The sequence below is a fragment of the Desulfonatronospira sp. MSAO_Bac3 genome (genome assembly GCF_003838035.1).
Lineage (GTDB): Bacteria > Desulfobacterota > Desulfovibrionia > Desulfovibrionales > Desulfonatronovibrionaceae > Desulfonatronospira > Desulfonatronospira thiodismutans.
Window position 1 is genome coordinate 1 of sequence record NZ_QYZY01000349.1, and the last position, 23,936, is coordinate 23,936.

A 23,936-nucleotide genomic window follows, 5' to 3' on the forward strand; every position below is an offset into this window, starting at 1 on the left:
CGCATATTCCGTGAAATTCCGTGTATTCCGTGGGCAGTCTCTTTTGCCCCGAAGGGGCCTCTTTTTCCGCGCAGGGCCGCGGAAAAAGCCTAGCGTCTTTGCGTCTTTGCGTGAGAATTTTCTTGTTTTTTATGACCCCAGTGAAATGAAGGAAATTTCACGGGGCAGGCAAGGTTTCAGGAGTAAGCCTAATATATGCAAAAACCACACTTTCACATCCGCCCCGAAGGGCTGAACATCATCTCCCTGACTGTGCTGGCCACCCTGGTCTTCTCCCTGCTTGGCTGGGCCATTTTTTCCATCATCGGCCTGGTGGCCTTTTTTTTCGCCCTGAATTTCTTCCGGGACCCGGAAAGGGTGACTCCGGATGCACCAGGTGTTGCAGTGGCCCCTGCAGACGGCAGGGTGGTCAAGGTTGAGACCATGCAGGATCCTTTTACAGGAGAACAAAGAACAACCATATGCATCTTCATGAACGTCTTCAACGTCCATGTAAACAGGTTTCCCCTGACAGGAACAGTCCGGGACATCAGCTACCACCCCGGAAAATTTGTCAACGCCTCCCTGGACAAGGCCTCGCTGGACAATGAAAGATGCGCCCTGCACTTTGAGGATGAAGACAGCCGGACCTGGACCATGGTTCAGATAGCCGGACTTCTGGCCAGAAGGATCGTGTGTTATGCTGAAACAGGAGACAAATTGTCCAGGGGACAGAGATTCGGCCTGATAAAACTGGGATCCAGGGTTGACCTTTATCTGCCGCAGGGGTATGAAAGTACAGTAATCGTGGGCGACAAAACCATTGCCGGACAAAGCATAATCGCCCGCAAAAACGATTCAGCGCCTGGAAGCACATGACTCAGAATACATCCGGACCCAAACATAAAGGATTTTACATCCTGCCCAACCTTTTGACCACAGCGGCCCTTTTCGCAGGGTTTCTGGGGATACTCTGGGCCATTGAAGGCCGGTTTGAGCTGAGTGCCCTGGCCATTCTGGCTGCCTGCATATTTGACGGGCTGGACGGGAAGATCGCCAGGCTCACCAAATCAGCCTCGGACTTCGGCATCCAGTTCGATTCCCTGTCGGACCTGGTTTCCTTCGGAGTATGTCCGGCTGTAACCATCTACTTGTGGCAGACGCACAACTTCGGCCAGGTGGGACTTGTAGTGCCTTTTCTGTTCATGGCCTGCGGAGCCCTGCGCCTGGCCCGGTTCAACCTGCAGACCAAAAATCTGCCCAAGAAATTCTTCGTGGGCCTGCCCATCCCGGCCGCCGCCTGCACTCTGGCTGCGCTCATCCTTTTCAGCACCTATCTTCCGGAGGCAATCCTGACCCACGTACTGCCGACCTTTACCCTGGCCCTGGCCTTTGTCCTCAGCCTGCTCATGATCAGCAAGGTCAAGTACGCTTCCTTCAAGGAGCTGGAAATGGTCCGCCTGCACCCGTTTTCCTCCACTGTAACCGCCATCATGCTTTTCGTACTGGTGGCCTCGGAACCCAAACTGATTATTTTCATAGTCTTTATGACCTATATAATTTCAGGTATACTGTACACCTATCTCTACCTGCCCCTGCGCAAGCCCGCTCACCTACGGGAGCCCCGCAAGGAGTTCCCGTAAAAACCATTTTTTCTCATAATCAATCCTTGAGGGATACTTTCCGCATCCCTAACCATTCAGGGGATGCCTCAATCGGCCTGGGGACAGTCCCCGCGACACCTTTTCTGCACCAAATGCAAAAATTGTAGACGCAAAGTTTTGTGGACCTGCACATTTAGTACTTAGCGGGGGACAGTCCCCAGGCCTGGTGCCAGCAATCATCACCGAGGACCCCCTGAATGGTTACCCGCATCCGGACAGGATAAACCTGCAGAGCAATACGTACGTCTGGAATAGCTCATCTGCCTTCTTGCTCATGGACTTTTGCGCCGGATTAATATAAAAGTGTCAGGTTTTGTAACCGGATCAGGCATCTGTTCAGCGCTTTGCATGGCGGCACGGGGACTGTCCCCTGCTTTCCTGAAAAGCTAAGCAGAAACCTGTTCAGTACACCCTGTATCTGCTTTTACTGTGATTACCAAAAAATAAGCCAGGAGATGGATATGTCTGATAGAATCTATATTTTCGATACCACTTTGCGCGACGGAGAACAATCACCCGGGGCCACCATGAACGCCGGGGAAAAGATACGCCTGGCCAGACAGCTGGAACGCCTCGGAGTGGATGTCATAGAGGCCGGGTTCCCCGCTGCCAGCACCGGGGACCAGGAGGCTGTGGCCGAAATTGCAGCCGCGGTGAAGGACTGCCAGGTGGCCGGTCTTTGCCGTGCGGTCAAAGAGGACATGGACAAGGCCTGGGAAGCGGTAAAACACGCTGCCCAGCCAAGGCTGCATACCTTTCTGGCCACATCGGATATTCACATGAAATACAAATTGGACAAAACCAGGGAACAGGTCCTGGAGATCGCCCACGAAGCGGTGACCTATGCCGGAAGCCTCTGTCCAAGCGTGGAATTTTCGGCCGAGGATGCCTCCCGCTCCGATCCCGCGTTTCTTGTGCAGGTGGTGCAAACCGCCATAGACGCCGGGGCCAAAGTTATAAATATTCCGGACACCGTAGGTTATGCCCAGCCCCAGGAATACGCCGAACTTATCGACTATCTTCTGACCAACGTAAAAGAAAGTGAACGGGCCATATTCAGTGTGCACTGCCACAACGACCTGGGCCTGGGAGTGGCCAATACCCTGGCCGCATGCAAGGCCGGGGCCAGGCAGGCGGAAGTAACCCTGAGCGGCATCGGGGAACGCGCCGGCAATGCGGCCCTGGAAGAACTGGTCATGGCCCTTAACGTACGCAAAGGTTTCTACAACCTGGAAACAGGCATAAACACCGAGCAGATCTATCCCTCCTGCCGACTGCTGTCCATGATCATAGGCCAGCCCATACCGCCCTACAAACCCATTATCGGCGGCAATGCCTTCGCCCACGAATCCGGCATCCATCAGGCCGGGATGCTCAAGAACCGTGAGACCTACGAAATCATGACCCCGGCCAGCATAGGCAAGGCCGGCAGTGATATAGTCATAGGCAAACATTCCGGCAGGCACGCTCTGAACCAGAAGCTGGAAGAACTGGGATACCGCCTGACCAGGGATCAGTTGACCCAGGTGTCGGAAGTGGTCAAATCCCTGGCGGACAAGAAGAAAAAGCTGTACATGGAGGACGTGGAGGCCATTGTCCTGGAAGAAGTTTACCGCATTCCGGACAAGTTCAAGCTCATCTACCTGAGCTCCATTTCCGGCAATATGGCCATCCCCACTGCAGCCATGAAAATGGAAGTGCTGGGCGAGGAAAAACAGCTTTCCGACTTCGGTGTGGGAGCCATTGACGCGGTCTTCAACACCATCGACCGCCTGGTGCAGCGCAACCCCACTCTGCTTCGCTATTCAGTAAGCGCCATTACCGGAGGTGCTGATGCCCAGGGCGAAGTCACGGTGAAGCTGGAAGAAAACAGTGTCACCTCGGTGGGCAGAGCGGCCGACCCTGATGTTATTGTCGCCAGCGCCAAGGCCTATATAAACGCCCTGAACCGGCTGGCCAAAAAGGAAACCGATCCCAAGGCGGAACAGAGCCGCAACATTCCATAAACAAAACACAACGCAACTGTTCACCATGAATCCGCAGCTCGACGTTTAGATTGTTCAGCTGAAGCAGTTGGTGAATAGTGACAACACAACAGAGATATACAAGGAGAGGCGACGTGGGAAAAAACCTGGCTGAAAAGATACTGCAGAAGCATAGTCCAGAAGAGATAAAAAAGCCCGGGCAGATAATACCCTGCCGGGTAAGCCTGGTCCTGGCCAACGACATAACCGCTCCCCTGGCGGTGGATTCTTTCCGCAAGATGCAGGCGCCCAGAGTGTTTGATGCAGACAAAATAGCCCTGGTCTGCGATCATTTCACCCCCAACAAGGACATCGCCTCGGCAGAGCAGGTGCAGAAAGTACGCCGTTTCGCCCGGGAAATGAACATCACTCACTACTACGAAGGCGGCGACGTCGGGGTGGAGCACGCCCTGCTGCCTGAACTGGGACTGGTGGGACCGGGAGATGTGGTGGTGGGGGCTGACAGTCACACCTGCACCTATGGCGGCCTGGGGGCCTTCGCCACGGGCATGGGCAGCACCGATATAGCTGCAGCCATGGCTCTGGGGGAGACATGGTTCAAGGTCCCGGAAACCATCAGGGTGAACATGAACGGAAGCCTGGATGAATTTACCACATCCAAGGACCTCATTCTGAATCTCATAGGACGCATCAAGGTGGATGGAGCCCTGTACCGGGCCCTGGAATTCGCCGGTGATACCCTGCCGGATCTGGATGCCGAAGCCAGAATGACCATGGCCAACATGGCCATTGAAGCCGGGGGCAAGGCCGGGCTCTTTCCCGTGGACCAGGTCACCCTGGACTACTGCCGGGAGCATGGCCGCCTGGGCGACGATCTGCTTGAGCCTGACGGGCAGGCCGGATACTGCATGCAGGTGGATATGCAGGTCAGCGGCATGCCCCCACAGATCGCCTGTCCGCACCTGCCGGACAATGTAGCCGGTGTGGACGACCTGGAAGAGATAAAAGTGGACCAGGTGGTTCTGGGATCATGCACCAACGGCCGCATCTCGGATCTAAGGCAGGCCGCGCACATATTAAAGGATCGTAAAGTGGACAAAAACGTTCGCTTTATAGTCCTTCCGGCTACTCCTAAAATATATGCCCAGGCCCTGGAAGAGGGCCTGCTGGAAATATTTTTAAAAGCCGGGGGCATAATAGGCCCTCCCACCTGTGGTCCCTGCCTGGGCGGGCACATGGGTATTCTGGCCTCGGGAGAAACCTGCCTGGCCACCACCAACCGCAACTTCAAGGGTCGCATGGGCAGCCTGGAAAGCAAAGTCTACCTGGGCTCGCCCTACGTGGCCGCGTCTACAGCTGTAGCCGGGCGCATCATTCACCCCGCGCGGGTTTAATCATTCTGCAGGAGAAAAGATATGCATTTCAAAGGCAAAGCGCACAAGGTAGGAGACCATATAGATACAGACGCCATCATCCCGGCCAGGTGCCTGGTGACCACTGATCCGGAAGAACTGGGCCGCAACTGCATGGCCGGTCTGGAAGAAAACTGGGTCAGCCGGGTAAACAAGGGGGATATCCTGGTAGGAGGCAAGAATTTCGGCTGCGGCTCTTCGCGGGAGCACGCCCCCATAGCCATACTCGGCGCAGGGATTCCCGTGGTCGTAGCCCACAGTTTCGCCCGCATATTTTACCGCAACGGCTTCAACATGGGCCTGGTCCTGCTGGAGGTGGGCAATGAAATAAGCAGGCTAAGGGATGGTGATGAACTGGAAATAAAGGCCCTGGAAGGCAAGATTATCAACCATACTACAGGGGACACTGTAAACAGTCTTCCAGTTCCTGAATTCATGGCCGATATCCTGGCCAAAGGCGGACTCATCAATTATGTCCGGGAAAAAGTGGCCTGAAGGCGCACTGCTCCGCAAATATTAACTGTCTGCAGGACCGGTATGTGCTTCAGCGGCTGTTTACCGGTGCATAACCTCCCTGATGCGGCATACCCCGCAGATATCCCCGGTGGTGGGGTAGCCGCACCTGGGACACGGTCCGGGCTTTTCTCCCCCCTCCTGGTCGATATGGTCAAATGCCTGCCTGCCCCGGTTCAAAAAACCCTCGTAAAAGCTGATCTTGCGCCCGGGCTGCTCATGTTCCAGTTCGTCCAGCAAGTACTTGTAATAGGTAAAACTGGCCCCCTTGCTGTAAGGACATGGGGCATAACAATAATCTATTCCTGCCAGGAAACTGTAGTTGACGGTTTCGAATTCACTGAGCCGGTAAAGGGGTTTGACCTTGCGCACAAAGCCCTGCTCCGCAGGCAGATCCGGTCCCTGGGAGCCCAGGTAGGAAACGTCCCAGCGCATGACATTGGAAAAAAGCCTGGCCGCCTCATCATCGAGGTTATGCCCTGTTGCCAGGACACTGAAGCCGTTGTCCAGGGCGAACCTGTTGAAATAGTATCTTTTAATACGCCCGCATACGGAACATACAGGCCTGTTGAACTTTTTGCGTACCTCAGGGATGGGCATCCCCTCCTTTTCCATTTCCAGCACGTGCAGTGAGATCCCAAGATCACGGCAGAATCTTTCCACGTGATCCCTGGCTGTTTCCGAAGATCCGGGAATAGCCAGATCTATATACAGTCCGGCCGTGTTGTAGCCCAGAAGATGCAGCTCCCTGGCCAGGGCCAGAGAATCCTTGCCTCCGCTCAGTGCGATGAGTATCCTGTCTTCTTTGCTGAAAAGCGTTCTTTCTTTGATGGCCTTTTCCACCTGCCTGGAAAAAAACACCTTGAAACACTCCGGGCAGAATCCGGCGTTGTGGCTGGGCAGAGCTACTGCAGCAATTTTTTTGCATCTTGTGCATTTCATGGATCAACCTCTGGAAGCTGTTTTTCTGACTGTAATACTGTCTTCCGGGTCTATCTGTCTGTCCGGAGTCAGAAGCTCGCCATTACGGATGACAATGGCCTGGTTGGGCCTTAGCTCGAGTTTTTTTAACAGGTTTAATACAGTGGTTGCCCTGTCAATATCCGCCCATTGGTTTTCGGGCTCGATAAGGATTTGCATGTTAATACCCTTTTATTTTTTTAAAAAATCTAATACAGTCAGTCCATTCACACCCACCGAATCCAGTGGTGGTTGTTTTACAGCGAAGAAGCCTGGGGCAAATACCCCGGAAAAAACAAGATCAGTTTTTTGTTAAAGGAGTTTCATATGAGCAAGAAGATTTTGGTGGTGGATGATGAACTGCACATCCGCATGCTTTACCAGGAAGAATTCGAGAACAGCGGGTACAATGTGGTCACCTCGGATGGCAGCGAGCCCATACTTTCTCTTCTGGACCAGGAAAACCCGGACCTGGTGGTCCTGGACATCAAGCTGGGCCAGGACAAATCAGGTCTTGACCTTCTGCAGGAAATAAGATCCAGAGATCAGAGCCTGCCGGTTATCCTCTGCACGGCTTATGACAGTTTCCAGCACGACCTCAAATCCATCGCTGCGGACCACTATGTGGTCAAATCCGTTGACCTCACTGAACTGATGGAAAAAGTTAAACAGATTCTTAAAAAATAGTTCTGAAAAAATGCCGGTGTTTTCCCGGGAGCTTCCTGTGCTCCCGGGAATTGAACAATTGTTGTCAGTTAATGGTTAAAGAAAAAAGCCTGAATTAACTGCCCTGCCCCACTTAACAATCAACCTGGTTGCGGGCGAAGCCCTTTTACAGTAACCATTCAGGGGGCAGATAACGGCCAGTGGGACAGTCCCGCACTTATTTTTTGAAGAACCATTTTCAGCTGTTGGCATTGGAAAAATAAGTGCGGGACAGTCCCCTGGCCTTGTGCCATCAGTCACCACCGAGGTTCCCCTGAATGGTTACATTTACCGGACCAGGTCACCGGACCATGATCTGATAGCGGTAGACAGCCCGGTTATGTTCCTGCAGGGTTTTGCTGAAGTGGTGGGTTCCGTCGTTTCTGGAAACAAAATAGTAATACCCATGTTCCTGTGGATCCAGGGCAGCCTCAATGGATGCTCTGCCGGGTGAACAGATGGGGGTCGGGGGAAAACCCCGGTGATGATAAGTATTGTAAGGATTGTCCCTGTCATCCAGATGCCTGCGCCTGAGCCTGCCTTCAAAATCTTCCCCCAGGCCGTAGATTATGGTGGGGTCGCATTGCAGAAGCATGTTGCTCTCGAGGCGGTTGTGAAAAACGCCTGAAATTTTACGGCGCTCCGGGGCGATCCCGGTTTCCTTTTCAATGAGGGAAGCCTTATTCACCATGTCGTAGATCTCGTCAAAAGACATTTCCCCCCATAGATCACTGGTGGACTTCCAGAACTGATTGATCATTATGCGGGCCAGCTTTTCAGCACCCACATCCCTGCTGGGAGAGATATAGTAGGTTTCTGGATACAAAAAGCCTTCGGCGCTGGAAGCATGGATGCCCATCTCCTCCAGAAAATCCTTATCCTTGACCACCCCTTGAAACTCCTCAAAGGATGCAAGCTCTCTTTTTTCCAGTATCCGGGCCACATCCCACCAGGCGGCTCCCTCGGGTATCTGCAGGCGGAGCAGTTGTTCCCTACCGGTACTCAGGTGCTCCAGCATTTCCTGCATGGACCACTGAGCATCCACCTGGAAATGTCCTGCCTGGACTTTTGTAGCCTTGCCCTGCAGCCATCCCCAGTAGTACATTACTGTGGCATTATCGATGAGCCCCATGGACTCAAGATGATAAGCAATGCTCTTAAAGCTCTGCCCGGGACTTATGCGCACAATTTCCTTGCTGCTCTCCGGGCTCTGGGGGGAGTGCACCAGGTGATGAAAGTACCATGCGCTGAGTCCAGTACCCAGCACAAGGAGCAAAAAAAGATACAGCAGTACTCTTTTGGCGTTCATTTCAACCCTCCCTCAAGGGAATACCTGCCAGGAAAGACTCCAGGATAATAACGGCTGCTGCCTGGTCCAGGCTTTCTTTTTGTTTTTCAACCCTGATGCCGCATCTGTTCAGAATGTCTTCCGCCTCCATGGAAGTATAGGCTTCGTTAACGGTATATATCGGCAGATCGGTACGCCTGTCCAGGCTCTGCATGAAATTTTCGGCCTGCCTGCAGGTAAGGCTTTTTTCTCCGTCAGGCCCCAGGGGCAGGCCCAGCACTATGGCCTCTATCCCCCTTTCCTGGATTATATTCAGAAGTTCAAGAAAAAGATTCTCCCGGGTGCTGCGATGGATGGTTTTCAGGGGAAAGACCATTTTTCCCTTTTCATCGCTTACAGCCAGGCCGACTCTTTTTATGCCGAAATCTATTCCCAGATACTTCATAAGTGGTTCATGCTATCCCGCCTTTACCAGGAGCATGTTGTCATCCCTTTCGGCTTTTTTCATCCTCTGCAAAAAGTCCTTTCTCCAGGTGTTTCCCAGAAGCCTTTCTGCAGCATACTCAGCCGTATGCAGAACCCTGCGCTTTTCACCCAGCATCTCCATGCACCTTCCAATGCCTATCTTACACGAGGGGCAGCCTACCAGCAAGGGTACTCTTGAGTCTACTCCGGACAACTGCTCCCCGAGGTTCTGAACTTTCTGCTGCCGTACAGGGTTGAACACCCTGGGAGAACTCATGGCCCCGAGCCCGCTTTCACCGCAGCATCCAGGGCTCATCTGCACATCGAGGTTCAAGCCTTCCCTGAACTTCTGGGCGTAAATCTCCCCGGCTTTCAAAGGATTGATGTCCTCCCATTCCACGTGACAGGAATGATGGTACAAAACCTGTGCCGGTTCCGTGGCGGAAGACATCTCCAGGTTCTCCAGCAGGTACTGCATAACATCCTGATGCTTCAGATGTGATCCATTGCCCCGCATCCGATACCCCTCAATGCCTTCCCGGCACGTGCCGCAAGAGGTAAGTATATGAGTGAATTCCAGGCCCTGCCACTGAAAATCGGATATGAGGCGGTTTAAAAGCTGAACATTCTGCCTCTCCATCTTGCGCATGCCCTCCTCGTCGCCCGATGCCAGAAGAGGATAGCCGCAGCACAAATGGGTCCTGGGCAGAACAATGTTTACACCGGTTTCAAGGAGCAAAGCCATTCCGGCAAGCCCGATGGAAGGATAGAAAATCCCTGCCCCGCAACCAGGGAAATACAGCAGTGCCCTGGAACTGTCGCTCTTTTCGGAAACAAAAAGATTTTGCCTGGAAAGATCCAGAATTTCCGAAAGATTACGGTACTCCATGGCCGGAGCCCTGGATTGAAAAACCGGGCTTTTAGCTCTTTTTCGCCAGAAAGCCGGCATCATGCCCACCAGGGCGTTTTGAAATCTCTGTCCCACAGCCGCCGCCTTGGCCATCCTGGGAATCTGCCTGGAAGGATCGCTGGAAGCGTAATCAAGAAGCCTGTCCTTTATGGCGTGTCCGGAAACTTTTCTGTCCTTGAGATAATTTCTTGCTTCCAGGGATACTTTACCTCCCTTGATTTTTACCGGACAGATTTTTGTACAGCGTCCGCAGGCGGTGCAATGCTCCACAATGGTTCTAAGCTCCCTTAAAACATCCGGGTCCGGATCACCATGTACCAGCATGGAATAATACAGGGCTTCGATAAGACCGGCCAGTGAGATATTCTTGTTTCTGGGGTGGTACAGTTTGCCTTTCTGGGGAATGAACATGGGGCAGGCCTGTTTGCATTTGCCGCAGTGCGAACAGTTCTGAATGCTTTTCAAAAGGTTTATGAGTAGATCGCTCTCGTCAAGCCCCGCCCTGCGCAGGTCCTCTATAAGCTGATTGAAAGAAAAGGTGTACGGAACTGAAATGAGTTTTCTCTGTACCAGCTTCTGGGGGTTGAAGATGTTTCTTGGATCCACCTCTTCCTTGTAAACTTTCAGGGCTTCGATTTTGTCCCGGGAAAGGTATTTGATTTTGGTCAAACCGATGCCGTGCTCTCCAGAGACCTGTCCGTTGAGCCGGAGCACCTCGTCAAAAACTTTACCTGCAGCAGCCTCGGCCAGACGCATCATTTCCGGGTCATTGGAATTAACCGGGAGGTTTACATGGCAATTGCCGTCCCCGGCGTGCATATGGTTGGCTATTATCACCCTGCTGCGTAAAAGATCCTGAAGAATATCCTCAAGCATGTCCCTGTGTTCGGGATACCGGCTTTTAAGGTCCTGAAAGAAAAACACAATCTGCAGCTCGAAAATCTGTTCCGGCAGTGCCTCCTTGGTCATTTGCTGCTTCAGGATATTCGAGGCCACCTGCAGTTCCATGAGGATATATTCATCATCAATACTCACCCCGGGCAAATCCAGGACCCTGTTCAGGGCCTTGCGGTAGGCCAGGGCCAGGTAGTACAGGTTCAGATTTTCGAGAAAATCCGCAAACTCCGGAATCACATCCAGAGGAATGACCACGTCCTCGTTTATTTTAAACCCGCTGGTATGCTTGGTTATGGCCGAAAGGCGGTGGCGGTCCTCCCAGAACTCCTCGGCCTCTTTGTCATCACTGGCCACGAATACATCCACCTGGTCGTACGGGGAGACAAGATCAACCACCTTCTGCACGGCATCTTCCAGGGCACCGGCGTCATCCGAATCCAGCTGCAGTATGAGTACGGATATGGGCTCCCCCTCGTAAGTGGACGATTTTTTTTGGTATTCAATGGCCTGGACATACTTGGTCCCGAATTCTTCCAGGGCAGAGATTTTGACCTTGTCCCCGCTTTTCCTGATCTCGTCGCGCAGGGCCACGATCTCTTTTATCACCTGCATGGCGTTGTGCATGCTGTGCCCGTAAAATTCCAGGCACAGCACCCGGTAATGAGCAAGCTGGGGGTACAGGGTAAAACTGGCCTCGGTAATCAGACCGTCCACGCCTTCCTTCTGAATTCCAGGAAGTCCCCCCAGGAATTTGTTGGTAACGTCCTTGCCCAGTCCCGGCGTGCGGATATCATCTCCGGTAAGATTGATGGTCTTGATCAACTCGCCCTGTTCATCCAATACTTCAAAAGTCACTGTTTCATGGGACAGAATCTTGTGCCGGGGATGGTTCACGCGCCGGACCTGGATAATATCCCCGGTGGGAGTGACCATCTTGTAGCTTAAAATATTGTCCAGGGTGGTTCCGTATTCAAAGGCAAAGGGACCGCCTGCGTTTTCGGAAATATTGCCCCCTAAGGAGGAGGCCGCCTTGGAAGCCGGATCCACTGTAAACAAAAGTCCTTTGCGGTCGGCAGCCTTGATGGCGTCCAGGGTGACCACCCCTGACTGGGCGGTCAGCACCATGGTTTCCGGATCTATGTCCATGATGGCTTTCAGCCTGCCGGTGTTAAGAACCACCGTTCTCCTGGAACAGGGTATGGCTCCCCCGGTGAGACCTGTTGCCCCGCCCCTGGGTACCAGGCCAAACTCCATCTCGTTGGCCAGGCGCACCACTGCCTGGACCTGGGCCGTATTTTCAGGGAAAAGGACCATCATGGGCATGTCCAGGCGAAGATCAGTGGCATCAGTGGAACATTCAAGCAAAGTTGAAGGGTTGGTGGCTATATTTTCTGATGAGAGATGCCTGCTGATTTTTTTACGGACCTTTTCCTTGAATCTCTGGTCTTCAAGGTACTCATGCCAGTAATTTTCCAGGCCCTGGGATATAATCCGGTAAAACTTGGGGGCAAGTCCGCCGCGCTCATTTTCAAGCCTGGAAAAAACGCTTTTTTGTACCGACTGCGGGTTGATAAAGGGATTGTACCTGATGATAAAAAGCTCATATGCCAGTTCAAGGGCCAGCTTTTTCACCGATTCAGGCCAGCCCTCAAACTGGCTGGAGCTGATACTTAAAACCTGATCAATAATTATTTCCGGTTCAATGGAAGAGTGTGGCTGTTTATTGGGCATTGACTATAACCTTGTTACATGTTTTCCGGGTCTTTCCCGGTTGATTTTTTTAAGTCCTCCCCTGAAAAGATGTGACTGCAAAAAATCATTTTTGTCTCGCGAACCACGCGAACCACGCGAACCACGCGAAGCGCGTGGCAGGACGCGTGGTTGATTTCTGAATTTTTTATTTCCCTACTTTTTGAAAGTGCATATAAAAAGTGTCTCGCGCGGAGTATTGTCTTTACAGCAATAAGCTCGGCAAGAGAACAGTCAAACTTTTTTACGCTTAAAAAAGCACCCAGGCTCGTGCCGGATCACCGGCAGATACGGCCGATTATAGTACGATTTATAAAAAAGTCTGGGCGGGCAACCCCGAAATCGACTGCGTTTTCATGTCTGGTAAAATCGCAGCACAATCTGGAGGGTTGCTTAAAGGATTGACTGCGAGGGACTTTTGAGCATAATTTCACAATCATCTGTACTGTTTTAAGAACAAGAAAAGGTATCCGCATTGTAAAGTTGCTGAAATGTTAATCAGTTCCGGTTTATCTGTTTTGGCCGAGCTTAATGGCTATTAATCCAAAAGTATACTATCATGTCTAACTTAATAGTTATCGGTTGTAAAGTCATTATCCATGGATGCGGGCAAAAGCTATGGCCTCATCCATTCGTGGGTACAGATAGTTTTCAAATTCTGCGTCAGGTTCTTCCAGGTCAAAGCAGTAACCGTCCTCTCCCAGCAGTCCCTGGGGCACGGGATTGCCCAGTTCCTCGGGATCGCTAACTGAGTCTGCATAAAAACACACCGAAAGCCACCTGCCATCTGCGTCTTCCACCACGTCCACAAGGCAGAAAAGCGGTCTATTGGACTGTTCAGGCAGTTTGGCCCGCAGGCTGGCTGTTACCCCGGTTCTTATCACCAGTTCAAGCTCAGCACCTTTATCCTCCAGTTCCAGGGCAAGCCATTTAAAAACAGGTTTGATCCCGCGGGGATCCTCCTGCCAGTCTTCTAAAAAAGCCTCTATCTCCGACATTTCCAAGCAGCTCCTTTTCAGGATTGACGGTTTCCGGGCTCCTGTTCAGGAACCCGGAAACCGGTTATGGATAAGCTTAACCTCCGAAAAAGGTGTCGTATATACCCATAATCATTATAACCAGGATAAGTGCCGGCACCACGTAGCGGATAAGCAGCACCCACCAGTTGCCCAGAGAGATAAGCCCGGCGTTCTTGTTGCCTTCCTGAACGGCATTTCTGGCTCCCCATATGTAGCCTACGAATATGGCGGTCAAAAGACCTCCCAGGGGCAGAAAAATGCTGTTGGCAAACCAGTCATAGGTATCGAGCATGTCCATACCCAGACCGGGAAAAGTCACATCGCTCAGCACACTGTAGCCCAGGGTGGTAGGCAGGCCGACCACAAAGATTATGATCCCCATGGTAACGGCGGCACTGCCGCGGGTCCACCCCTTTTCATCTATAAGCCAGGCCGTGACCACCTCCAGCAGGGATATGGCCGAGGTCAAAGCGGCAATGCTCAGCAATATGAAAAAAAGCAGTCCGAAAAGCACTCCCAGAGGCATTTCGGCAAAAACCGCAGGCAGGGTGATAAACACCAGGCCGGGACCACCGTCCGGGGAGAATCCCAGGGCGAAAACCGCCGGGAATATGGCCAGGCCAGCCATAATGGCGATGCCGGTATCCAGACCCACAACCGAGGCTGAATTGCCCGGAATCTCGTCTTTTTCCCGCAGGTAACTGCCATAGGTAATTATAGCCCCCATACCCAGGCTCAGGGTAAAAAAGGCCTGAGATATAGCCCCCAGAAATGTCCTGGGACCCACGTCCCCGAAATTGGGTTGCAGGTAATAGGCCAGCCCCTCTCCGGCTCCAGGCAGGGTAACGGCCCGGATAATCAGGATCACCAGAAGCACCAGGATGGCCGGCATGAGGATGGTCACCCATTTCTGAATACCTTTGACTACTCCTGCGGCAATGATGCTTACGGTCAGGATCATGAAAATGGCCTGCCATATGATGGGTTCCCAGACACTGGTGATGTGGCCGACAAATACTTCTGCATGGTCTATTTCCGCTGCTGTGGCGGACAGAACTACTTTGTAGATGTAGGCCAGGGACCAACCGGCCACAACTGAATAATACGAAAGGATAACGAACCCAGTAAACACCCCAAGAGCACCCACAAGCCACCACGGGGTATTCGGGGCCAGGGCCTTGAATGCTCCCACGGGATTTTTGTTGGTCTTACGGCCCAGGATGACCTCGTTGATCATGACCGGATAACCGATTAGAATAATGGCCACCAGATAGATAACCAGAAAGGCGGCTCCGCCATGTTCCCCGGTCATGTAGGGAAAACGCTAGATGTTGCCCAGTCCCACTGCCGAACCCGAGGCCGCCAGGATAAAGCCAATCCTGGTGGCCCAGCTTTCCCGAAAGTTTAAATCCTGCATCTGATCTCGCCCCTTTGCATTTTTTGAATTAACAGATTTTAACTCCCCTGACTGCAAGCAATTACTATTCAGACCATGCCTCTGGGTAGAAATGCCTCAAAACCCCTTCATCCCGGAAATAATCCGGTGTAATGAAGCCTGGAAGCCTTTTGAGGCTGCAAGCTAAAACCGTGCTTACACATTTTGGAGATTTTTTGCATCAAATTTTTTTTAACAATTTTGTACATTAAATCACTGAACTGAACATATTGCCAAAACCTCTCATCTTGAATTAATAGTGTCTGACATATATCTGCAAATCATACACCGGACGGCCAGTTGAGCTGCCGTCAGGCTCAAACTGAAAAACTCAAGGAAATGCCCCATGTTCTCTACTCCCAGGATCCAGGAAAAGGACGCATGCGCTGTTATAGCCCTTGTGGACAAACAGGGAAGCCCCACACATGCCAATATTGTTCAGACTATAGATGCCCTGCGCAAAATGGGACACCGCTCCGGAGACATCAACGGCGAAGGAGACGGATGCGGGCTGTCCACGGATCTGCCCAGGGGGGTATGGATGAAGCGCCTTTCCAGGTCCGGACTGAATCCTTACCTCGCAGAAAGCAGAGGTTTTTTTGCAGGCCATTTTCTTATTCCCCTGGACCTCAAGGATAAATGGTCCCATATCCAGGAAAAGGCCAGGGCAATTTTAAAGGATGAAGGTTTTGACCTTCTCACCGAAATAGAGGGCAACACCCGCAACCAGGAACTGGGGCCCAGAGCATCTTCTGAAGCCCCGCTTTTCTGGCAGCTGGCCGGAATAGCTCCGGATGGATCCCGCCGGGCTGCAGCCAGACGGCTCTTTCTGGCCCAGATGCGCCTGGAAGAGGAACTTCCCCGCCTGGAAACCGCATCTCTGAGCCTGGACAATGCCATATACAAGCTCCAGGGAATGCCGGACATGCTGCCCAAAGTCTATCCCGAGCTTCGAGACCCGGACATGGCCTCGGTCATGACCCTGGGGCACAGCCGTTATTCCACCAATACCCTGCCCACTGTACTTCGCTCGCAGCCTTTCTCCATGCTGGGCCACAACGGAGAAATAAACACCATAGAAAAGCTTGAGTCCACGGCCAGGATGCTGGGCATAAGACCTGTACCCGAAGGCAGCGACTCTCAGAACCTCAACAGGATCCTGGAAGGCCTGGTACACCAGCACGGCCTGGACATCATGGAAGCCCTGGACATGGTCTTTCCACCCATCCACAGCCTTGTGAAGAATTACCCTGACGAGCTCAAAAACCTTTATTCCCTGTATCGCTGGTTTTTCCCCTGCTCGGCCCAGGGTCCTGCCGCCATAGTGTCCAGATACGGGGATATGTGCCTTGGAAGCGTGGACGCACTGGGACTTCGCCCCCTGTGGTTCGGTGAAAGCGAAACCCATTATTTCCTGTCCTCGGAAAAAGGTGTTGTAGATCTCAAATACAACGTACGCGATCCCAGGCCCCTGGCTCCCGGTGAAAAGATCGCCATCCGCTGCGGCAGGGAAGCCAGGGCCCAGGTCATGGATTACAATACCTGCCAGGAACAGCTTTTGAAAATCATGCAGGGCAGACCGGGCAGCAATGAAAAACTTGCATTTCTCTACTCCATGTTCAACCACGAGCCGGCCTTTTGCAGTGACCATGAGGCCCTGGAACTGGTGCGCCAATTCATGTCCCAGCCCATGAATACAGACCATTCAGGCAGACTGTCTGCATATGGATGGCAGAAGTACGATATAAATATCCGCAAGCGGGTCGCCCAGGAAGGCAGGGAAGCCATAGGCTCCATGGGGCACACCGGTCCCCTGGCATGCCTTATGACCCATGCCCTGCCCAACCTGGCGGATTTTTTCAAGGAAAACGTGGCTGTGGTCACCAACCCGGCCATAGACCGCCAGCGGGAAGCGGAACATTTTTCAACCAGAGTGGTAATCGGCTCAGGCCCGGACATCCGGCCTCAGAGCTCCAGGCAGGCCCTGGGACTGGAACTGGGCACTCCTGTTCTACTAGGAGGCCGCGGCCTTGAAGACACTTTGACTCTGAAACAGGAACAAAACCTGGCCAGAAAATTCAACAGTGCCCTGCTGGAAGAAGTGATGGCCTTTTTCACCGGACAGGGGCATGATACCGCCCGGGCGGCAGTGCTGGACTGCACTTATGTTCCTGGGCAGGGCCTGAACCTGGCCCTGGATTCACTGGCCCACCAGGCCGCGGAAAAGGTGAGCTCCGGCAGTATGCTTCTGGTGCTGGATGATTCCGGTTCCTTCCAGGAAGAGCGCGTGCATATGGACCCGGGCCTGGCCACGGCATGGGTAGTGGAAAAACTGGTCCGGGCCGGCCTGCGCCGCAAGGCCTCTGTGGTGGTTCGCTCCGGAGCGGTGCGCAACCTGCATGACATTATGTTTCTTGTGGGTCTGGGAGCGGAAGCGGTGAACCCATACCTTCTGTGGCGAATTTCAGCGGATTTTGCCACAGAAAAACTGAGCCCGGAAAAGGCTGTTGAAAATACCATGCAGGTACTGCAGGCAGGTATGGAGAAAATCATGTCCACCATGGGTATACATGAGCTCTGCGGCTACGGGCGGATTTTTTCCTCTGTGGGACTTAGCCGACATCTGGCTGAACAGATGCAGGTGGCCAACTTCTGCGAGTCAGAAAACACAGGCATTGGCCTGGATTTTCTGGAAAAACAGGACAGCCTGCGCCTGCAGCGGGCCGGGGACACAACCGAAACAGGCCTTTACTCAGAACCTTCCAGAAACCAGAAGGTGGGACGGACTCTACGCAAGGTCGCCCAGGGCAGGACCGGTTATGCAGAGATGGCTGCCTCCCTGGAAGAAATAGACCGGGAAATTCCCACCGGAATGCGCCATCTTCTGAGCCTGCGTGAAGCACCAAGCGACGATCAGTTGACCCAGGACCAGGTGGATATTTCCGTGGGACGCCATGACCTGCCTCTGGTCATAGCGGCCATGTCCTTCGGATCCCAGGGGGAAAACTCCTTTCGGGCCTATGCCATGGCAGCCATGAAGGCCAATATCATATGCATGAACGGAGAAGGAGGCGAAATTCCGGACATGCTCGGTGGGTTCAGACACAACCGCGGGCAGCAGATTGCTTCGGGCCGGTTCGGGGTCTTTATGGGTCTTTTAAACTCCACCGACTTCCTGGAGATAAAGATAGGCCAGGGGGCCAAGCCAGGAGAAGGCGGACACCTGCCTGGCAGCAAGGTCTCCCCCATGGTGGCCCAGGCCCGCAAATGCAAACCCGGGATCACTCTTATCTCCCCGTCCAACCAGCACGACATTTACTCCATAGAAGACCTGGCCCAGACCATAACCGAACTCAAAACCGCCCATCCCAGGGCCAGAGTATCAGTAAAAATCCCGGTTACCAGTGGCGTAGGTACCATAGCAGTGGGCATAGCCAAGGCCGGGGCTGATATTATAAATTTAAGCGGCTATGAAGGCGGAACCGGGGCTGCCAGGGAGCACGCCAAGAGATACGTGGGCCTGCCGGTGGAAATCGGTGTCAGCCGGGCCCACCAGGCCCTGGTGGAATCCGCTCTCAGGCACAAGGTGGAACTGTGGTGCGATGGCGGGGTAAGAAACGGCCACGAAATCATAAAGCTCATCCTTCTGGGAGCCAACAGGGTGGGTCTTGGCACCCTGGCCCTCATGGGAATCGGTTGCATAAGCTGCAGACGCTGCCACCTGGATCGCTGCCCCATGGGCATATCAACGCAACTGCGTACCAGTGAAGAGGCAAAAGAAAAGGGAGTCAAAAGTTTCCGTCCCAGAACAGCAGAAGTTGAAGCGGAAAACCTGGCCAGACTTCTGGGAGCCATAGGCGATGAAATGCGCATGCGCCTGGCCCGCATGGGGCAAAAAAACCTTAGCGACCTCACCGGACGCACCGACCTGCTTTTTCAGGAACAGGGGCATGACCAGGTGGACCTGTCTGACCTGCTGCGAACCGCCGACCACCCCGTTGAGGATGAAGTATCCGAGCAGGGCCGGGTGGTGCGAAAACCCCTTAATTACCTCACCCGGCTCATATCAGATCTGGCCATGGATCATTTTTCCGCCGGAGACCTGCGGGTGAATTTCGCTGAAGAGGGTGTCAGCAGTTCCGACCGGGCAGTGGGGACCTACCTGGCCGGGGCCATGGAGCGCAGGTATCCTGAACGCCGGGACCTGCTGGCCGCCCTGCGCCTGGGAGACTCGGTCCCGGGCAACGGTCTTTGCGCCTTTGGCACCTCCCACCTGGAAGTGGTTGTTCAGGGCGGATCCCAGGACGGAGCCGCCAAAGGCTTTTTTGGTGGACAGCTGGGAGTGCTCAAGGGAAATAATTACCAGGGACGTTACATAGACGGCTCCACAGGCAAGAGCTTTGCTTACGGGGCCATAGACGGGCTGCTCATGATCCAGAATATGGCCGACTCCAGGGCCTGCGTGCGTCTTTCAGGAGCGGACGTGGTCTTTGGGGGGCGTATCACCGCTCCTGTAAACGACCAGAGCGGCAACCTGGCTGTGAATTCTCACCTCAAGGGCTTTGCTTTCGAGTACATGACCGGAGGAAGGGCTGTGGTCCTTGGCGATCCAGGTCCATGGCTGTGCTCCGGGATGACCGGAGGAGTGGTCTACCAGTGTCTGTATCCTGAATACGACTTCGGCCAGGACAATATAAAACGCCGTCTGGCCAGGGGAGCCAACGTGGTCATCACCCCCATTTCAGATCAGGGCATAAAGGATGTCCAGGAACTGCTCGGGCCTTATATCCAGGAACTGGAAAAAAGCCTGCAGATGGAGGAGGCCGCAATAGTAAAAGATATACTGGAGCATGCCCAGACACGCTTTGCAGCCATAGTGCCCAAGCCTTTGTGGGTCAAATCGGCTGAGTAGTCAGGTTCTGGCAGGACCTCTTGCTCGATAAACAATCGGTGCTGAAGCAAAAGAAGAGGTGCTGCGCCGACTTTTCCTCATAATTTTATTTGACAGGTTTGTCTTTTATCGATATAGGACTAATCAACTCCTGTTTATCCTTTATATTTTTTAAAAAAATCAAGGAGCAGCACATGATGCTTACCAGGGGAGGAGAGTATGCCGTTCGCTGCGTGCTCTACCTCGCGGCCTGCACAACACCCGGCCAGGTGGCCCCTAAAAAGGAGGTGGCCCAGGCCATGCAGATTCCGGAGTCATTCATGGCCAAGGTGGCCCAGACCCTGTCCAGGGCCGGTATTATTCAGATTACCCAGGGAGCCAGAGGAGGCTACAGACTGCTCAAAGACCCTTCCCGGCTTTCCCTTCTGCAGGTCGTGGAGGCCGTGGATGGAGAAATATTTCTCAATCAATGCATAATGAGCCCTGAGTCATGCAGGCGAAGCCCTTCCTGCGGGGTACACAGAGTCTGGGAGACTGCCAGGCAGCGTTTGAGGCAGACCTTAGATGAAACAGATTTTGCCACCCTGGCCCGGGAAGAGGTGTGCAGCCAACAGCAAAAGGAGTAGATTCAAAGATTTGGAGTAACCATTCAGTGGGACCTCGGTGGTGGCTGATGGCCGGTATCTGCCTCCTGAATGGTTACGATTTGGACCGTCCATATCTGCCTGCGGGAGCTATTGCACCTGCTCAGGCCCTCTTCAGGCTGTATAAAGTCCTGATGAGCGCGGCAACAGGCTGCAAAGATTAAACATTTCTCCAGGCAGTCACTGATAGATCAGCCTTACAAACCTATTTAACCAGGGGAAGACTTATGGATGTTTTGTTACTTTCAAGACTTCAATTCGCCATGACTACCTTCGTCCATTTCATTTTCGTCCCCCTGACTCTTGGCCTGTCTCTGCTGGTGGCCTACATGGAGACCAAGTTCATCCGCACCGGTGACGAAACATACAGGCGCATGGCCAAGTTCTGGGGAAAACTCTTTCTTATCAACTTTGCTCTGGGAGCAGTCACCGGAATTGCCTTAGAGTTCCAGTTCGGAACCAACTGGTCCAGGTATTCAGCCTATGTAGGTGACGTTTTCGGGTCTTTGCTGGCCATAGAGGCCACCATGGCCTTTTTCCTGGAGTCCACCTTCCTGGGCGTCTGGATTTTCGGCTGGAAGAAGCTCCCGCCCAAACTGCACAATGCCAGCATCTGGCTGGTGGCCCTGGCGGCCAATCTTTCCGCATTCTGGATTATTATGGCCAACGGCTGGATGCAGAACCCTGTGGGCCATTTGATGGGAGACGGCCGGGCCGAACTGGCAAGCTTTATCCAGCTGGTAAGCAACGAATTCGCCTGGCAGCAGTTCATCCATGTCCTGAGCGCCTCCTACGTCCTGAGCGGTTTCTTTGTCCTGGGCATTTCCGCCTGGCACCTGGCCAGGGGGTCCCATGTGGACTTCTTCCGGAAATCATTTCGTATCGCCGCTCCGTTCACCCTGGTCTTCGCCCTTGTGGTGGTCGTCCATGGCCATCACCACGGCTCCACGGTGGCCAAGTATCAGCCGGAAAAGCTGGCGGCCATGGAATCCCACTGGGAGACCCGGACCAATGCCCCGCAGTACCTGCTGGTCATCCCTGACCCGGCCAATGAAGGCAACAGGCTGGAACTGCTACCCATCCCAGGAGGGCTTTCCATGCTGGCCTATCATTCCTTTGATGCCGAGGTAACCGGTCTCAAGGACTTTCCGGAAGAGGACCGCCCTCCTGTCTGGGCGACATTTATGTCTTTTAGAACCATGGTGGCCCTGGGCATGCTCTTTCCCGTGCTGGCTGCCTGGGCCTGGATAAGGCGTAAAGACCCGGCCTCTTCCCCCAGGATGCTCAGGCTTCTGCCCTGGATTATTCCGCTGCCCTACGTAGCTGTCCAGCTGGGCTGGATAGTGGCTGAGATGGGTAGACAACCCTGGATTGTTTACGGAATGATGCGCACCGAAGAGGCCTTTTCGCCGGGTATAACCACCGGACAGGTGGCTGGTTCTCTGGCCGGCTTCTTCGCCATCTACGGACTCCTGGTGGCCCTGTGCATATTCCTGTTGTCCAAATACGGGCGTAAAGGCCCGGCCCCGGCCGAGTCCGGGGAAGAAACCGCAGGGAGCAACTAATGGCCTTTATCAATGAAAAATCAAGTTTCAACTGCATGCTGTGCAGGTTCATAATTAAACTGGAGGTATCCCATGCTTGAGACCACCTGGTTTTTGCTCTGGGGAATATTGTGGGCAGGCTATTTCGCCCTGGACGGATACGATTTCGGCCTGGGCATAAACATGCCCCTGCTGGCTGAAAGCGAGACCGACAAACGGGTTATGTACAACGCGGCCGGACCTTTCTGGGACGGCAACCAGGTCTGGCTGATAACCGCAGGCGGAGTGACCTTTGCCGCATTCCCGGCCACTTATGCGGTCCTGTTCAGCAGCCTGTACACCCCTCTTCTTCTGCTTCTCTTCGCACTCATTTTCAGGGGGGTGTCCTTTGAATTCAGGCGCAAGGTGGACAGTGATTCCTGGAGAAGGTTCTGGGACGGATGCAATGTACTGGGCAGCCTCATCCCGGCCCTGCTCTTCGGAGTGGCCTTTGCCAATATCTTTATGGGCATTCCCCTGAATGCTCAGCAGATAAATGAAGGCAACCTTCTGACCCTTCTGAACCCTTACGGCCTGGCCGGAGGAATACTTTTCGTCCTGCTCTTTTCCATGCACGGCAGCCTGTGGCTGGCTGTCAAGTCCATGGGCGACATGGAAAGAAAAGCTGTTAACCTGGCCAACAGGGTCTGGGGTGCGGTGCTGGTCATGGTGGTCGCTTTTCTGGCCCTGACTGTGATGTACACCAATCTGTTCGACAATTATGCCGCCAACCCGCTTTTGCTGATAATACTGCTCATACCCGTGGCCGGGCTGGTGCTGGTAAAGATGTTTCTGCATCAAAGGGTGTACTGGAAGGCCTGGGCCTCTTCCGCCGCCACCATTATCGGGGTGACCATGTTCGGAGTAATAGGCATGTATCCCAAACTGCTGCCTTCAAGCATTGACCCGGACTTCAGCATGACCATCGCCAACTCCGCCTCCAGCACCCTGACCCTGCAGATTATGCTGGGAGTGGCCCTGGTCTTCTGCCCCCTGGTCATTGCCTACCAGACCTGGGTACATCTCAAATTCAGCCACAAGATAACCGACGAGGACCTGGAGTACGAAGAGGCTTATTAAAATGAAAATTGGGCACTGCCCGCAACCATAACCATTCAGGGGGTCCTCGGTGGTGATTACTGGCACCAGACCTCCCCTGAATGGTTGATTTTTTGTTGACATTATACCATCTGGTAGCATATAAAAAGTTATGGCCTGGTCGGTTCGAGTCAAGAAAAAAGCTGTCAAAAAAGCACGGGAACTGCCAAGGACAGCTAAAGAAAACCTCTTTGCTCTTATGCGGGAAATGGAAGAATCCGGGCCAGTAAGAGGAAACTGGAAAAACTATTCAAAGCTCGGTAAGAACCGGCACCATTGCCATATTAAAGGCGGCCATCCGGCCTATGTGGCCGTTTGGGAAGAAAGTGAAGGAGAGATCAACCTTATTGAGGTAACTTATGCAGGCACTCACGAAGACGCACCCTACTGAGGCCATTGAGCTACGCATCACAGGCCCCAGGGATAAAAAGGATGAAGTGCTTCGCGAAATTAAAAAGCATGGCTATACTGACTCAAGCGACTCCATCCCCTGGAGAGAGCTCTTCCAGGAGTTTGAAAATGAACCCGAATACAGCGTGGCCCTGCGTGGAGCGCGTAACAGGGAAGGACTTACTCAGACAGAACTTTCCAGGCTGACTGGGATTCCCCAGGGGCATATCTCCAAGATGGAGAACGGCAGGATGGAGATAGGCAAGGAACGGGCCAGACGTCTGGCTGAAGTTTTGAACATGGATTACCGGGTCTTTCTTTAAGTTCCTGGGTCCGTATTATTCGAGCA

At 53.3% G+C, this 23,936-nt stretch carries 19 protein-coding genes; 12 read left to right on the forward strand and 7 right to left on the reverse strand.

Features of this window, described 5'->3' with window-relative positions; genetic code table 11:
- Positions 1-195 precede the first annotated feature (195 nt).
- The 5 genes from D5S03_RS12290 (at position 196) to D5S03_RS12310 (ending at position 5,535) form a co-directional block, all read left to right on the forward strand.
- Positions 196-858, forward strand: coding sequence for a phosphatidylserine decarboxylase family protein (locus tag D5S03_RS12290; RefSeq protein ID WP_287044231.1), 663 nt, complete (start codon positions 196-198; stop codon positions 856-858).
- The gene (pssA, locus tag D5S03_RS12295) at positions 855-1,622 is read left to right on the forward strand and encodes a CDP-diacylglycerol--serine O-phosphatidyltransferase (RefSeq protein WP_287044233.1); all 768 of its coding nucleotides are present in this window, start codon (positions 855-857) and stop codon (positions 1,620-1,622) included. Before D5S03_RS12290 ends, pssA begins: the two co-directional genes overlap by 4 nt.
- Positions 1,623-2,098: 476 nt before the next feature.
- The gene (locus tag D5S03_RS12300) at positions 2,099-3,649 is read left to right on the forward strand and encodes a 2-isopropylmalate synthase (protein WP_287044234.1); all 1,551 of its coding nucleotides are present in this window, start codon (positions 2,099-2,101) and stop codon (positions 3,647-3,649) included.
- A 113-nt stretch (positions 3,650-3,762) separates the two neighbouring features.
- Positions 3,763-5,022 carry a 3-isopropylmalate dehydratase large subunit gene (gene leuC, locus D5S03_RS12305; RefSeq protein ID WP_287044235.1) on the forward strand — a complete coding sequence of 420 codons (1,260 nt, stop codon included), beginning with the start codon at positions 3,763-3,765 and terminating at the stop codon, positions 5,020-5,022.
- Positions 5,023-5,043: 21 nt separating this feature from the next.
- Positions 5,044-5,535, forward strand: coding sequence for a 3-isopropylmalate dehydratase small subunit (locus tag D5S03_RS12310; RefSeq protein WP_287044236.1), 492 nt, complete (start codon positions 5,044-5,046; stop codon positions 5,533-5,535).
- 60 nt (positions 5,536-5,595) lie between these two features.
- On the opposite strand, the gene D5S03_RS12315 is transcribed toward D5S03_RS12310, so the two are convergent.
- Together D5S03_RS12315 and D5S03_RS12320 are read right to left on the reverse strand one after the other, a co-directional pair.
- The gene (locus tag D5S03_RS12315; protein ID WP_287044237.1) at positions 5,596-6,495 is read right to left on the reverse strand and encodes a PP-loop family protein; all 900 of its coding nucleotides are present in this window, start codon (positions 6,493-6,495) and stop codon (positions 5,596-5,598) included.
- 3 nt (positions 6,496-6,498) lie between these two features.
- Positions 6,499-6,693 carry a ubiquitin family protein gene (locus D5S03_RS12320; protein ID WP_008870894.1) on the reverse strand — a complete coding sequence of 65 codons (195 nt, stop codon included), beginning with the start codon at positions 6,691-6,693 and terminating at the stop codon, positions 6,499-6,501.
- A 147-nt stretch (positions 6,694-6,840) separates the two neighbouring features.
- On the opposite strand from D5S03_RS12320, the gene D5S03_RS12325 reads away from it, so the two are divergent.
- Positions 6,841-7,200: a response regulator gene (locus D5S03_RS12325; RefSeq protein ID WP_008870895.1), complete on the forward strand. Its 360-nt coding sequence runs from the start codon at positions 6,841-6,843 to the stop codon at positions 7,198-7,200.
- A 319-nt stretch (positions 7,201-7,519) separates the two neighbouring features.
- On the opposite strand, the gene mltG is transcribed toward D5S03_RS12325, so the two are convergent.
- From mltG to D5S03_RS12350, 5 genes are all read right to left on the reverse strand, one after another.
- Positions 7,520-8,527, reverse strand: coding sequence for an endolytic transglycosylase MltG (gene mltG / locus D5S03_RS12330; protein WP_008870896.1), 1,008 nt, complete (start codon positions 8,525-8,527; stop codon positions 7,520-7,522).
- 1 nt (position 8,528) lies between these two features.
- The gene (ruvX, locus tag D5S03_RS12335) at positions 8,529-8,951 is read right to left on the reverse strand and encodes a Holliday junction resolvase RuvX (RefSeq protein ID WP_008870897.1); all 423 of its coding nucleotides are present in this window, start codon (positions 8,949-8,951) and stop codon (positions 8,529-8,531) included.
- A 12-nt stretch (positions 8,952-8,963) separates the two neighbouring features.
- Positions 8,964-12,509: an FAD-binding and (Fe-S)-binding domain-containing protein gene (locus D5S03_RS12340; protein ID WP_008870898.1), complete on the reverse strand. Its 3,546-nt coding sequence runs from the start codon at positions 12,507-12,509 to the stop codon at positions 8,964-8,966.
- A 611-nt stretch (positions 12,510-13,120) separates the two neighbouring features.
- The gene (locus D5S03_RS12345) at positions 13,121-13,525 is read right to left on the reverse strand and encodes a hypothetical protein (RefSeq protein WP_008870899.1); all 405 of its coding nucleotides are present in this window, start codon (positions 13,523-13,525) and stop codon (positions 13,121-13,123) included.
- Positions 13,526-13,601: 76 nt separating this feature from the next.
- Positions 13,602-14,858, reverse strand: a complete 1,257-nt coding sequence (locus D5S03_RS12350; protein ID WP_287044244.1) for a sodium-dependent transporter — start codon at positions 14,856-14,858, stop codon at positions 13,602-13,604.
- 469 nt (positions 14,859-15,327) lie between these two features.
- Here D5S03_RS12350 and D5S03_RS12355 point away from each other — a divergent pair, with 469 nt between their 5' ends.
- From D5S03_RS12355 to D5S03_RS12380, 6 genes are all read left to right on the forward strand, one after another.
- Entirely contained in the window at positions 15,328-19,893 is a 4,566-nt protein-coding gene (locus D5S03_RS12355; RefSeq protein WP_008870901.1) for a glutamate synthase-related protein, read from the forward strand.
- Between the two features lie 173 nt (positions 19,894-20,066).
- Entirely contained in the window at positions 20,067-20,498 is a 432-nt protein-coding gene (locus tag D5S03_RS12360) for an RrF2 family transcriptional regulator (RefSeq protein WP_008870902.1), read from the forward strand.
- Between the two features lie 245 nt (positions 20,499-20,743).
- Positions 20,744-22,081 (forward strand): cytochrome ubiquinol oxidase subunit I, encoded by a 1,338-nt coding sequence (locus D5S03_RS12365; RefSeq protein WP_008870903.1) that lies wholly within the window; start codon positions 20,744-20,746, stop codon positions 22,079-22,081.
- 72 nt (positions 22,082-22,153) lie between these two features.
- Positions 22,154-23,179, forward strand: a complete 1,026-nt coding sequence (gene cydB, locus D5S03_RS12370) for a cytochrome d ubiquinol oxidase subunit II (RefSeq protein ID WP_008870904.1) — start codon at positions 22,154-22,156, stop codon at positions 23,177-23,179.
- Positions 23,180-23,309: 130 nt separating this feature from the next.
- A complete protein-coding gene (locus tag D5S03_RS12375; protein WP_008870905.1) occupies positions 23,310-23,588 on the forward strand; it encodes a hypothetical protein in 279 nt (92 codons plus the stop codon).
- The gene (locus D5S03_RS12380) at positions 23,557-23,910 is read left to right on the forward strand and encodes a helix-turn-helix domain-containing protein (RefSeq protein WP_008870906.1); all 354 of its coding nucleotides are present in this window, start codon (positions 23,557-23,559) and stop codon (positions 23,908-23,910) included. The genes D5S03_RS12375 and D5S03_RS12380 overlap by 32 nt, the downstream gene beginning before the upstream one ends.
- The last annotated feature ends 26 nt before the right edge of the window (positions 23,911-23,936 follow it).

Bases quoted from the DNA above. Each gene is read 5' to 3' on its own strand.
- D5S03_RS12375 (WP_008870905.1), top strand. From the start codon at position 23,310: ATGGCCTGGTCGGTTCGAGTCAAGAAAAAAGCTGTCAAAAAAGCACGG.
- D5S03_RS12340 (WP_008870898.1), bottom strand. From the start codon at position 12,509: ATGCCCAATAAACAGCCACACTCTTCCATTGAACCGGAAATAATTATT.
- mltG (WP_008870896.1), bottom strand. From the start codon at position 8,527: ATGAACGCCAAAAGAGTACTGCTGTATCTTTTTTTGCTCCTTGTGCTG.
- D5S03_RS12360 (WP_008870902.1), top strand. From the start codon at position 20,067: ATGATGCTTACCAGGGGAGGAGAGTATGCCGTTCGCTGCGTGCTCTAC.
- D5S03_RS12310 (WP_287044236.1), top strand. From the start codon at position 5,044: ATGCATTTCAAAGGCAAAGCGCACAAGGTAGGAGACCATATAGATACA.
- ruvX (WP_008870897.1), bottom strand. From the start codon at position 8,951: ATGAAGTATCTGGGAATAGATTTCGGCATAAAAAGAGTCGGCCTGGCT.
- D5S03_RS12365 (WP_008870903.1), top strand. From the start codon at position 20,744: ATGGATGTTTTGTTACTTTCAAGACTTCAATTCGCCATGACTACCTTC.
- pssA (WP_287044233.1), top strand. From the start codon at position 855: ATGACTCAGAATACATCCGGACCCAAACATAAAGGATTTTACATCCTG.
- D5S03_RS12345 (WP_008870899.1), bottom strand. From the start codon at position 13,525: ATGTCGGAGATAGAGGCTTTTTTAGAAGACTGGCAGGAGGATCCCCGC.
- D5S03_RS12350 (WP_287044244.1), bottom strand. From the start codon at position 14,858: ATGACCGGGGAACATGGCGGAGCCGCCTTTCTGGTTATCTATCTGGTG.
- D5S03_RS12300 (WP_287044234.1), top strand. From the start codon at position 2,099: ATGGATATGTCTGATAGAATCTATATTTTCGATACCACTTTGCGCGAC.
- D5S03_RS12320 (WP_008870894.1), bottom strand. From the start codon at position 6,693: ATGCAAATCCTTATCGAGCCCGAAAACCAATGGGCGGATATTGACAGG.
- D5S03_RS12290 (WP_287044231.1), top strand. From the start codon at position 196: ATGCAAAAACCACACTTTCACATCCGCCCCGAAGGGCTGAACATCATC.
- D5S03_RS12380 (WP_008870906.1), top strand. From the start codon at position 23,557: ATGCAGGCACTCACGAAGACGCACCCTACTGAGGCCATTGAGCTACGC.
- cydB (WP_008870904.1), top strand. From the start codon at position 22,154: ATGCTTGAGACCACCTGGTTTTTGCTCTGGGGAATATTGTGGGCAGGC.
- D5S03_RS12325 (WP_008870895.1), top strand. From the start codon at position 6,841: ATGAGCAAGAAGATTTTGGTGGTGGATGATGAACTGCACATCCGCATG.
- D5S03_RS12355 (WP_008870901.1), top strand. From the start codon at position 15,328: ATGTTCTCTACTCCCAGGATCCAGGAAAAGGACGCATGCGCTGTTATA.
- D5S03_RS12315 (WP_287044237.1), bottom strand. From the start codon at position 6,495: ATGAAATGCACAAGATGCAAAAAAATTGCTGCAGTAGCTCTGCCCAGC.